We start from the raw sequence: 12058 nt of genomic DNA, 5'->3' as shown, positions 1-12058 counted from the left end.
AAGAAAGGATGTTATTAATGTCAACATCAATCGTTTTTATGGGAACACCGGAATTTGCTGTTCCAATTTTACAAAGTTTAATTGATAATCCAGAATATGATGTTCAAGCAGTGCTTACTCAACCGGACCACCATATCGGTCGGAAACGTACCCTTCATAAATCACCGGTTAAAGAATTAGCTGAGCAATACAACATTGAAGTCTTACAACCAGCTAAACTAAGTAAAAGTCCTGAAATGGAGAAAATCATTAGTTTGCAACCCGACTTAATGATTACCGCTGCCTATGGGCAATTTCTGCCAACAAAGTTATTAGATGCTGCTAAAATTGCGGCAATCAATGTTCATGGGTCCTTACTACCAAGGTATCGGGGAGGCGCCCCAATTCAATATTCTATTATTAATGGTGATAAAGAAACTGGGGTCTCCATTATGTACATGGTTAAGAAGATGGATGCGGGAGATATTATTTCGCAAACATCTATTCCAATTGAAGACACTGACGATAGTGGCACGATGTTTAAAAAGCTTAGTTTATTGGGAAGAGACTTGCTGTTAGAAACATTACCTAAACTTATTAGCGGAGATATTAACCCCGTTGCCCAAGATCCCGAAAAAGTAGTCTTTTCACCCAATATCACTAGTGAACAAGAACAGATTGATTTCCGTCTTCCAGCACACTTGATTGATGCGAAAGTTCGGGGATTGCGGCCGGCTCCTCTTGGCAACATGATTATTGATGGATTACGTACGAAAATTTATGATGTGACTCCCCTCGAGGAAAAGACGGACCTTGAACCGGGAAAAGTAGTTCGGGTCACTAAGCATCAGTTGGTAATTGCGGCTGGGGATGGAACAACATACCAAATCAATAAGTTAAAGCCAGCGGGTAAAAAGGCAATGGACATTACTTCCTACCTGAATGGACATAAAAATATTACAGAGGGAGGACAGGTCGTAAGTGAAGACTAAATTTCAACCACAAAATGCACGTGAATTAGCCTTAGTGGCGCTAGAAGGGGTTGTCGAAAATGGGGCATACTCAAACTTGCAAGTTGACCAGTTGCTGAAGAGATACCCCTTAGTAGATAAAGATCGGCGGTTAGCTACTAATATTATTTATGGGGTTTTGCAGCATAAACTTACCCTTGAATATTGGCTAAATGCGTTTGTGAAAGGGAAACGGCTTGATCCATGGGTAAAAACGCTTCTCCTGTCTGCACTTTACCAGTACCATTATTTAGAACGCGTTCCGGATTGGGCGGTAACTGACGAAAGTATTGAAATAGCTAAACGCCGCGGAAATCCGGGTATTCGAAAGTTTGTTACTGGCGTTTTACATGCGGTTTTGCGGAAGGGATTACCTGACCTGCGTCAAATTAAAGAGCGTGATTTACGATTAAGTATTGAAAATAGTGTCCCGCGGTGGCTAGTTAATGAGTTGACCACCGAATATGGGGAAGAAGATACGGAAAAAATACTTCAATCAATTAACGAGCCTGCTCATCAGGTGATTCGGGTTAACACTGTTAAAACTGACCTTACAACCGTAAAGCAGACTTTAGATGCTGCTGGGATTGAGTATCAAGAAAGTCAAGTTGCTCAAAATGCCCTCGTAATTACTAAAGGTGAAATTATTAGTTCTGATCTTTTTAAACGTGGTGAAATCACTATTCAAGATGAAAGTGCCATGTTGGCCGTGGAAAGCATGGATGTTAAGCCAGATGATAAAGTACTTGACGCCTGTGCCGCGCCCGGCGGTAAGACTGTTCAAATAGCAGAAGCCCTTACTAATGAAGATGGCCACGTTGATGCCCTTGATATTCATCAACATAAGGTTAAATTGATTGAAAAAAATGCTCGGCGGTTAGGGGTGGGAAAGCGCGTTACTGCTCATTCCCTTGACGCCCGTGAAGTTGATCAACTTTTTGCTGATGAAAGTTTTGATAAGATCTTAGTTGACGCACCCTGTAGTGGGATCGGACTTTTACGACGAAAGCCAGAAATCCGTTATACAAAGACGCTAAATGATAGTCAACAATTACATAAGATTCAGTTAGCAATTTTAAATGCAGTTGCCGCAAAGGTTAAAAAGGGCGGTATAATCACATACAGCACGTGCACAATTTTACGACAAGAAAATGAAACAACTGTTCAAGCATTTTTAGCGGAACATCCTGAATTTGAGTTAGTAAAAACAGCAACTACACGAAAAGTTAAGGATAATCGACAATCGCCTACCTTAACCATTTTACCGAGTGACTTTAATTCTGATGGCTTCTTTATCAGCAGCCTTAAGAAGGGAATATAATAAACTAATGAAAATTGCTTATCAAACAGATATTGGCCACCAACGAAAGCAAAATCAAGATCGGGTTGCTGTTTTTACTAATAAGCTAGGCAACCAATTAATGATTATTGCTGATGGAATTGGTGGTAATCGTTGTGGAGATGTTGCTGCAGAGCAAACAGTCGCTACTTTGGGGGCCCAATTTAAAAAACGTCCCCCACGAACTTCGCTGGAAGGAATTCGCTGGTTTGCTCGTGAAACCCAATTAATTAACGACAAAATCTTGGCACAATCCAAGCGTAGTATTTGCTTGCAGGGGATGGGAACAACGATGGTCGCCGCAATTACATTTAAGGATACGGTTGTGGTGGCTAATATTGGTGATAGTCGAGGATATATCCTTCACCAGAACCTGTTAACGCAGATTACAGTAGACCATTCATTAGTTAATGAGTTGGTAAAAACGGGTGATATATCAGAAGATGAAGCAATTAAATTGCCTCAGAGCAATATAATTACCAGGGCAATTGGAATCTCTTCCGATGCACAAGTTGATGTAAATCGTTTTGAACTAAACGAGGGTGATCAACTGTTAATGTGTTCTGATGGCTTGTTTAAGACTGTTTCTAAGGAGCAGATCATCAAAGTGCTTGAATTGTCGATTCCGCTAGAAGAAAAATGTGCTTACCTTATAAAGATGGCAAATGATGCGGGTGGACCAGATAATGTTACCGTTTTAATTGGGATTAATAATAACCAGGAGGGATAGGAAATGAATCCTGGATATGAAATTGGTCACCGATATCGGATAATTCGGTCGCTAGGTGAAGGTGGAATGGCCAATGTATACTTGGCCCATGATATAGTTCTTGATCGGGACGTCTCTGTTAAGTTACTACGTCTTGATTTGCGGGATGACCCCGGCACCAAGCGACGATTTCACCGTGAAGCAATGGCCGCAACGCAGTTAAATGATCCCCATATTGTTGGCATTTATGATGTTGGTGAGGATCATGGTCTGCAGTACATGGTAATGCAATATGTAAAGGGGACAGACCTTAAAGCATATATCAAAAAGCACTACCCAATTTCACTTCCCCAAGTGATTGATATTATGGAACAGGTGCTTTCGGCAGTCACTGCTGCCCATGCTCATGGAATTATCCACCGGGACTTAAAACCACAAAACATCTTAATTGATGAAAATAAAAATGTTAAAATTACTGACTTTGGAATCGCGGTTGCCGTATCGCAAGATTCATTAACGCAGACTAATACCTTGATGGGATCCGTCCACTATCTATCTCCCGAACAAGCGCGGGGAAGCATTGCTACTAAACAATCAGACATTTATTCATTGGGAATCATCTTGTTTGAACTTTTAACAGGTAAGGTTCCATTTGAAGGAGAGACGGCTGTTTCAATTGCCTTGAAGCATTTCCGTGAAGAAATTCCTTCTGTCCGTGAACAGAACAAAAAAATTCCTCAAGCACTCGAAAATGTAATTATTAAGGCAACGGCTAAGGAACCGGCTGAACGGTATGATTCAGTTAAAGAGATGGCAGCTGATTTAAAAACTGTACTTGATCCACAAAGAGCTAATGAATCACGATTAAAACTTCAACAAGATGATAATGGCGAAACTAAGGTGTTAGATATTAACCCCCTAAAAGCTGCTGATTACCAACCAAAGAAGTCAACCGATTCTCAAATGGTTGATCCACCAGCCAAACCGCAAAAGTGGAAGAAATATGGGATCATCAGTGGGACAATTGTTGTGGTAATTCTAATTGTAGTCTGTAACTGGTGGTTCATGCTCCGTCAAGTAATTATTCCTGATGTAGAAGGAATGACGGTGTTGAAGGCAGAACAACAACTGCACCAACAAAATTTACGGATCGGTAAGATTACTCGAGTAAATAGTCAGGCGGTGGATAAAAACCGAATTATTTCCACCAGTCCTGACGTTAGCCATAAGACCCGTGTTAGTACTCCAATTAATTTAACGGTTAGTACAGGAGTTAAGCAATTGCAAATGGCTAATTACGTTGGGGAAGACTATTCTTCAGTAGCTGCTGACCTTCGTCGCAAGGGCTTTCAAGTTCATCAAGAACAAGTTTATTCGGATGATATTGCTAAGGGACAGATTATCAAGCAAAACTACAAAAAAGGTACGATTGTTAAGCCCACTTCTAATACAATTATCTTTCGGGTAAGTGAAGGTAAAGAACCAATCAAGATTCCAAACTTTAAAAATCAAGATATTAGTGCTGTTCAACAATTTGCTAATAAAAACAATTTACAATTGACAACTCAAGAGAAAAAATCAAAAACAATTGCGACTAACCATGTGATTAATCAGACACCACGAGCCGGCTCGACATTAAATCATGGTGATACATTAACGGTTTCAATTGCTAATTCTGGTAACCAAACAAAGACGACAAATATTCAGATTAACATTCCATTTGATGGGAATGGTGGGCAACGTGAAAACCGGGTACAGGTATATATCAGGGATGCCAACCATAATTTAACAATGGAATACCAAGACATTACAATTAACCAAGAAACAACAATTAATGTGCCATTTACCCTTAAACAGGGTCAAACGGGTGCATATCGTGTCGTTCGAAATGGACGAACGATTATGAGTGCAACAAATATTACTGGATAATGGAGGTGCAGTTTGAAAACAGGAATAATCCAACAATCATTAAGTGGCTTTTATGATGTGATTGCAGATGAAAAAATTTATCGGACAAGAGCGCGTGGAAACTTCCGTCAACGAAAGATCAAGCCAGTAGTTGGTGATCACGTTGAATTTAGTGCTGAAAATCAACTGGAAGGATATTTATTAAAGATCTTGCCCCGACGCAATCAGTTGGTGCGGCCACCTGTTGCTAATGTTGACATGGCGGTTGTAGTAACATCGGCTAAAGAACCAGCATTTTCCGCTAACCTTTTAGATCGTCAGTTGATTGCTTTAGAGGCCCAGGATGTTACTCCTTTAATTTATTTTTCAAAGACTGACTTACTGACAGATGAGGAATACCAACAACTGTTACCAACGATCAACGGTTATCGACAAATCGGCTACCAAGTTTATGCAGCTCGAAAACCTTTTGCCTCCGACCAATTAGCAAAATTGATGGGGGAATTAAAGGGGAATATTGTAACGATGATGGGTCAGACAGGAGCAGGAAAGTCAACTTTGCTTAACCATTTGGCTCCGCAATTAAAATTGGCGACTGGAGAAATTTCTCAAGCGCTTCAACGGGGACGGCATACAACGCGAAAAGTAAGTTTATTAGATGTTAACGGTGCTCTGATAGCCGACACCCCTGGCTTTTCGTCGTATGAAACATTTGATATGACGGTGAATGATTTGCCACATTTATTCCCTGAAATGACTAAAATTTCGGCTGATTGTAAGTTTCGCGGGTGCCTTCACATAAAAGAGCCACAATGTGCTGTGAAGGAAGCAGTAAACAATGGTATAATCATGAAGAGTCGGTATGATGATTATCTTCAGTTCCATGAATTGATTGCTAATCAAAAACCAAATTATAAGAAATGAGGGAATCAGGATGATTAAAGTTGCACCATCAATTTTAAGTGCAGATTACGTGAATTTACAAAAAGATATTGAAAAGGTAGAAAAGGCTGGTGCACCATACTTACACATTGATGTTATGGATGGTACGTTTGTTCCAAGTATTTCTTATGGCCCAGGCTTTGTTAAGGCTATTCGCCCAATTACAAACATGGTATTGGATGTGCACTTAATGGTTGAAAAACCCGAACATATTTTGCCAATGTTCATTGATGCTGGCGCTGATATTATTGGTGTTCAAGTGGAAGCTACGCAACACATTCACCGAGCTCTTCAAATTATTAAAAACGGTGGAGTAAAAGCTGAAGTTGTTATTAACCCAGGTACACCAGTAGCAATGATCGAACCAGTATTACACATGGTTGACCAAGTCTTAGTAATGACTGTTAACCCTGGATTTGGTGGTCAAAAGTTCTTACCAGAAACTGTTGACAAGATTGCCCAATTAAATGCAATTAAGGAAGAAAAGGGCTACGATTTTGATATTGAAGTGGACGGCGGAGTTAATGACAAGACAGTTGTAGATTGCTACAAAGCAGGCGCTACTGTAGCAGTGGCTGGTTCATATGTCTTTAACGCTGAAGATCCTGCTGAACGAATTAAAGCTCTTGAAAATGCTACTAAGTAATTAGTCACTTTAAGTAAAAAACAAAAATGGATCTTCTAGTTCGGATTTGTCTGAATATTGAAGGTCCATTTTTTTAGGAGTTAAAAATGAGAGTGAATGTACTAGTTGGCGGTCCACTTGAAATGGTCCCAACCGAGTTGATTTTGCAACGTAAAAATGAAAAATGGATTGGCGTCGACCGGGGTGCTTTAAGATTATTAAGGTGGGGAATTAAGCCTGTCTTAGCAATTGGGGATTTTGATTCTGTTACCGGGAATGAATTGCAAGGTATAGAAGGTAAAATTACTCATATAGAGACTTATCCTCCTGAAAAAGATTATACCGATACGCAATTGGGCGTGAAGTTTGCAATTCAAGAACAGGCTGATGAAATTGAAATCTTTGGTGCAACTGGGGGACGTTTAGATCATTTATTAGCTAACCTTTTTCTTCCACTGCAGAGTGAATTTAAACCATATTTAACGCGGATTAAAATTATTGATTGTCAAAATGTTGTCACATATTATTTGCCAGGAGATCATACTATTGCTCGCCTGCCGCATAAGAAGTACCTGGCCTTTGTCAACCTTACTCCTGTTCGTGGCCTTACATTGAAAGATGAAAAATATCCACTACAAAACTGGAATAGTCAAATACCATTTTCATGGACAAGCAATGAATTTACGGCTGAAGAAAATCATTTTTCATTTGAAAGTGGAATTGTTTCTGTAATTCAGTGTAATGACCAATTAAAATAGGCTTTTGAGAGAAAAATACCCTGTCAAGGAAAATTACTTGAAAGAAAACTATTGCATTGTTGTGATGCCTATGGTAGATTAATTAGGTGAGTTACATCGCAGTTTTGCGTAAACGAAAAAATTATGAAGCAAAGAGGAGGGTATCACCAATGGCTAAAGATTTTATCAACGGTAAACGGACGCAATTTGGTAACAAGCGTTCTCACGCCCTTAACTCAAGTCGGCGTAGCTGGAAGCCTAACTTGCAAAAGGTAACCATTTTGGTTAATGGTAAGCCTAAGAAGGTATACGTTTCAGCACGTACACTGAAGTCAGGTAAAGTGACTCGGGTTTAATTAAAATGATGCCGTCCAGTTTGGGCGGCTTATTTTTTATATTAATTGATTAACCCCATTGATCGATTGAAAAAATATCCATCAGTTACTTTTTTAGTGAAATATGCTATGGTATGATGGTATTGATTTAACTGTAAATTTTAGTATCATAGGATTCTAAAATCAATTGGTAATTTTATAAGGAGGCCATGACGATGGCAGTAAAAATCAAAACTAAGTCAGGTACAATTGACATTGATAATGATGTGATTTCATCAGTTGTTGGTGGGGCTGCTACTGATAACTACGGTGTTGTTGGAATGGCAAGCCGAAACCCCCTTCGTGATGGGGTTAACCAAATTCTTCGTCGTGAAAATTTTGCGCGTGGCGTTGTTGTTCGGCAGCAAGATAATGGTGTAGCTGTTGACGTTAATATTATTGTAGGCTATGGCACAAAGATCTCAGAGGTATCGAAGAGTGTCCAAGCAAAGGTAAAGTATAATCTTGAAACAATGCTCGGTATTACGGCAAATTCAGTTAATGTATGTGTCCAAGGTGTACGGACACTTGAAGATTAAACGAGCATTGGGGAGGAATTTTGAATTGGCTGTAACAAAAATTACAAACCTTGAATTCGGTAAAATGGTCCAGGCGGCCGCCGATAAACTTGGTAAGAACGCTGAATTTATTAATTCATTAAATGTTTTTCCAGTTCCAGATGGAGACACTGGGACAAACATGACTTCTTCAATGGCGAGTGGTGCAAAGTACGAACGTAATGAAGCCAGTAAGAAGGTTGGCGACTTAAGTGCAGCGTTGGCAAAGGGCCTTTTGATGGGAGCACGAGGAAATTCTGGGGTTATTTTATCGCAGATCTTCCGTGGCTTTGCAAAGGCAACAGAAGGCATGGATGTTTTGTCAGCTGCTGACTTTGTTAATGCTTATGCTAATGGTGCGAAAACAGCTTATAAGGCTGTAATGAAGCCTACAGAAGGTACTATTTTAACGGTTGTTCGTGAATCTGCTCAAGAAGGTCTTAATAAGATTAAAGAAACTGATGATCTTATTGAGATTATGCATGCTATTTATGAAGCAGGTGAAGAAGCGCTTAAAAAGACCCCAGAGTTATTACCCGTCCTAAAAGAGGTTGGTGTTGTGGACTCAGGTGGTCAAGGGCTCGTCTTTGTACTTCAAGCTTTTGACGAAGCCTTGAGTGGGCGTGTAGATAAAAGTGATGACTATAAGCCTGATAATGCTGAAATTGATGAGATGGTTCATGCCATGGATCACCAAAGCGTTCAAGGAAAACTTAATCCTGAAGATATCAAGTATACCTACTGTACCCAGATGTTGGTACGGCTTGGTAAAGGTAAGCAAGTGACCCAACAGTTTGACTATGATACATTTTATAATTATCTAGCAGACTTAGGTGATAGTTTACTTGTTCTAAATGATGATCAGGTTGTGCGGGTTCATGTTCACACGGAACACCCTGGTAAAGTATTATCTTGGGGTCAACAATTCGGTGATCTACAGACAATTGAAATTCATAACATGGTTTGGCAACAAGAAGAAATCATGGAAAAGGATGAAGAAGACGCTGACAGTGAGTCGCCAATTGAGAAGGCAAAAGCAGCGGCAGAAGCTAAAAAAGACCTCCAGACAGCTGTTATTGCCGTAGCATCAGGGGAAGGAATTGCAAAATTATTAAAGAGCTTGGGTGTTACCCATATCATTACAGGTGGTCAAACAATGAACCCAAGTACTCAAGATATTCTTGATGCCATTAATAATAGCGGTGCCAAGCAAGCTCTTGTTCTGCCAAATAACGGCAACATCTTTATGACTGCTGATCAAGCTGCTGAAGTCGCTGATATTCCAACAAAGGTTGTTCACAGTAAGACGATTGCCCAAGCGATGAGCGCCTTGCTTGAGTTTAATCCAGAGGCGTCTCTGGACGAAAATTTAGCTAATATGGAGGCTAATACGGACACGGTTGCCAGTGGAGCAGTTACTAATGCTGTCCGTGATACAACAATTGACGGTCGTGAAATAAAGAAAGACGACTACATGGGAATTGTGGATGGTAAAATTGTTACTACTGATCCAGATCTTAAAGAAGCAGCTATTAAGATGGTTAAAGCCATGCTTGATGAAGATAGTGAAATTGTAACGATCTTATTTGGAACTGGTGGTGATCAAAAAACTGCTGAAGAGATTAAAGCGGCAGTTGAAGAAGTAGATGATGAATTAGATATTCAGATTTACAATGGTGGTCAGCCAGTTTATCCATACCTGATTTCGGTTGAATAGAGTTACATTAAATTAATTTCTATAGGGGTGGGTTAATAAAGGACTGCTTTTATTCCCACTCCTCTTTTGGTTACTGGTTGTGTAAAAAGAGGTGAAAGCTTTGCGGAGTTTAACGGATTCAGTCGCCAATTTAAAAGGGGTTGGTCCCAAGCGGGTAGCAGAATTAGCCACGCTTGGAATAGATACTATTGAAGATTTATTGACATATTATCCTACTCGTTATAATGATTTCACGCCTACAGATATTGAAAGCGCCAAGGATAAACAGAAAATCACTCTTCAAGGAGTAGTGGTGTCAGAACCGCTCTTGGTTCGTTATGGTTATCGGCGCAACCGGCTTACCTTTCGAATGCAGGTTGGTAAAGAAGTAGTAATCGCGACTTTTTTTAATCAGCCCTATATAAAAAAACAAATTGAACTAAATCAGGAAATAACTGTAATGGGTAAGTGGGATGCACCCCGCCGTCAAGTAACAGGAAACAAGCTCCTTAAGGAAAAAGCGGATGATCGAAATGAATTTGGTGCAGTCTATGCAGTGAATAAGCATATCCGGCAAAATGTTCTTCAAAGTTTTATTCGTCAAGCTTACGAAGAATATGCCAATATAATTCCAACCTATTTACCAGAAACGATTCGTCAACGGTACCGGTTAATGGATCGTCGACAAATGATTAGGGAAATTCACTTTCCACAAACTCAAGCAACTGCAAAAGCTGCTCGCCGAACAGCAGCTTATGAAGAGTTTTTTCTGTTTCAGTTACGACTGCAGGCAATTCGCCGTGCCCACCGTCAAGAAGATGGTAACCGGATTTTATACCATAATGACGAATTAAAAGAATTTATTGGCGGACTCCCATTTGAATTAACTGATGCACAAAAACGGGTTGTTAATGAAATTTGCCGTGATATGCGTCAACCATACCAGATGAATCGGTTATTGCAGGGAGATGTCGGTTCAGGAAAAACAATTGTTGCAGCCATTGCCATTTACGCAGCTATTACTGCTGGTTACCAAGCAGCTTTAATGGCACCGACAGAAATTTTAGCAGGTCAACATGCTGAAAAATTAGCAAAGGTTTTTGAAGGAACACATGTCCGGGTTGCTCTTTTGACTGGTTCGTTGACTGTTAAACAACACCGTGAACTCCTGGCTGCAATGAAGCGCGGGGATGTCAACCTCATTGTTGGAACTCACGCGCTAATTCAAGATGAAGTTGAATATGCTAATCTTGGCCTGGTGATTACTGATGAACAGCACCGTTTTGGGGTTAACCAGCGTCAGCAGCTTCGTGAAAAAGGTGAACATCCTGACGTATTGGCCATGACGGCGACCCCTATTCCGCGGACGCTAGCGATTACTAATTATGGTGAAATGGACGTTTCGATAATTGATCAACTGCCAGCTGGCCGAAAACCAATTCAAACGAAGTGGTTGCAATCTAACCAACATGCCGCGGCAATCCACTTTTTGCGTGAACAATTAAAGCAGGGGGCACAGGCGTATGTTGTTAGTCCTTTGATTGAGGAATCAGCGGCTTTAGATGTACAAAACGCGACTGATCTTTATAACCAGCTGTCAGCTGATCTTGAACCGGCCTATAAAGTAGGCTTACTTCATGGAAGAATGGGGACGGAAGAAAAAGATGAGGCGATGCGTCAGTTTAACTCTGGTGAGCTTCAAGTTTTAGTTGCTACTACAGTTATTGAAGTTGGAGTTGATAACCCTAATGCAACGGTAATGGTTATATATGATGCTGATCGTTTTGGCCTTGCACAGCTTCACCAATTACGTGGTCGTGTTGGTCGAGGTGAGCGGCAAAGCTATTGTTTGTTGATTGCCGATCCGAAAACTGATGAAGGAAAAGCCCGAATGAAAACGATGGTTGCTACTGATGATGGATTTAAGATAGCTGAGCAAGACTTGAAATTACGGGGATCTGGAGACGTCTTAGGAAAAAAGCAATCGGGGATGCCGGAATTTAAAGTGGGGGATCCGGTTGCCGATTTAAAGATACTGCAAATTGCCCGTGCAGATGCAGGAAACCTGTTAGGAATGCCCAATTGGGATCAGGTCGATGAAAATCAGCCGCTCGTTTTATATTTAAAGCGTCATGAACTGGAGACGCATTTTGACTAATATGACTAATATAAGGAGGATATT

11 protein-coding genes are annotated in these 12058 nt (G+C 40.4%); all 11 read left to right on the top strand.

Annotated features, from left to right (window positions below):
• The first annotated feature begins 17 nt into the window (after positions 1–17).
• The gene (gene fmt / locus H5R88_RS06380) at positions 18–971 is read left to right on the top strand and encodes a methionyl-tRNA formyltransferase (protein WP_182577895.1); all 954 of its coding nucleotides are present in this window, start codon (positions 18–20) and stop codon (positions 969–971) included.
• Entirely contained in the window at positions 961–2310 is a 1350-nt protein-coding gene (gene rsmB / locus H5R88_RS06375) for a 16S rRNA (cytosine(967)-C(5))-methyltransferase RsmB (RefSeq protein ID WP_182600555.1), read from the top strand. Before fmt ends, rsmB begins: the two co-directional genes overlap by 11 nt.
• Before the next feature lie 7 nt (positions 2311–2317).
• Positions 2318–3058, top strand: coding sequence for a Stp1/IreP family PP2C-type Ser/Thr phosphatase (locus tag H5R88_RS06370; RefSeq protein ID WP_182600554.1), 741 nt, complete (start codon positions 2318–2320; stop codon positions 3056–3058).
• A gap of 3 nt (positions 3059–3061) precedes the next feature.
• Positions 3062–4966 carry a Stk1 family PASTA domain-containing Ser/Thr kinase gene (gene pknB, locus H5R88_RS06365; protein WP_182577892.1) on the top strand — a complete coding sequence of 635 codons (1905 nt, stop codon included), beginning with the start codon at positions 3062–3064 and terminating at the stop codon, positions 4964–4966.
• A 12-nt stretch (positions 4967–4978) separates the two neighbouring features.
• Positions 4979–5869 (top strand): ribosome small subunit-dependent GTPase A, encoded by an 891-nt coding sequence (rsgA, locus tag H5R88_RS06360; RefSeq protein ID WP_182577891.1) that lies wholly within the window; start codon positions 4979–4981, stop codon positions 5867–5869.
• Positions 5870–5879: 10 nt separating this feature from the next.
• On the top strand, positions 5880–6533 hold the full coding sequence (gene rpe, locus H5R88_RS06355) for a ribulose-phosphate 3-epimerase (RefSeq protein ID WP_182577890.1): 654 nt from the start codon (positions 5880–5882) through the stop codon (positions 6531–6533).
• Between the two features lie 86 nt (positions 6534–6619).
• Positions 6620–7270 (top strand): thiamine diphosphokinase, encoded by a 651-nt coding sequence (locus H5R88_RS06350; protein ID WP_182577889.1) that lies wholly within the window; start codon positions 6620–6622, stop codon positions 7268–7270.
• Positions 7271–7419: 149 nt separating this feature from the next.
• Positions 7420–7605: a 50S ribosomal protein L28 gene (rpmB, locus tag H5R88_RS06345; protein WP_003663833.1), complete on the top strand. Its 186-nt coding sequence runs from the start codon at positions 7420–7422 to the stop codon at positions 7603–7605.
• 194 nt (positions 7606–7799) lie between these two features.
• On the top strand, positions 7800–8162 hold the full coding sequence (locus tag H5R88_RS06340) for an Asp23/Gls24 family envelope stress response protein (protein ID WP_003663831.1): 363 nt from the start codon (positions 7800–7802) through the stop codon (positions 8160–8162).
• 25 nt (positions 8163–8187) lie between these two features.
• On the top strand, positions 8188–9897 hold the full coding sequence (fakA, locus tag H5R88_RS06335; protein ID WP_182600553.1) for a fatty acid kinase ATP-binding subunit FakA: 1710 nt from the start codon (positions 8188–8190) through the stop codon (positions 9895–9897).
• 100 nt (positions 9898–9997) lie between these two features.
• Positions 9998–12034, top strand: coding sequence for an ATP-dependent DNA helicase RecG (gene recG / locus H5R88_RS06330; RefSeq protein WP_182577887.1), 2037 nt, complete (start codon positions 9998–10000; stop codon positions 12032–12034).
• Positions 12035–12058: the final 24 nt, after the last annotated feature.

Origin of the sequence: Limosilactobacillus agrestis (genome assembly GCF_014145585.1) — a bacterium.
Lineage (GTDB): Bacteria > Bacillota > Bacilli > Lactobacillales > Lactobacillaceae > Limosilactobacillus > Limosilactobacillus agrestis.
This window is presented reverse-complemented; position numbering and strand designations above follow the sequence as displayed.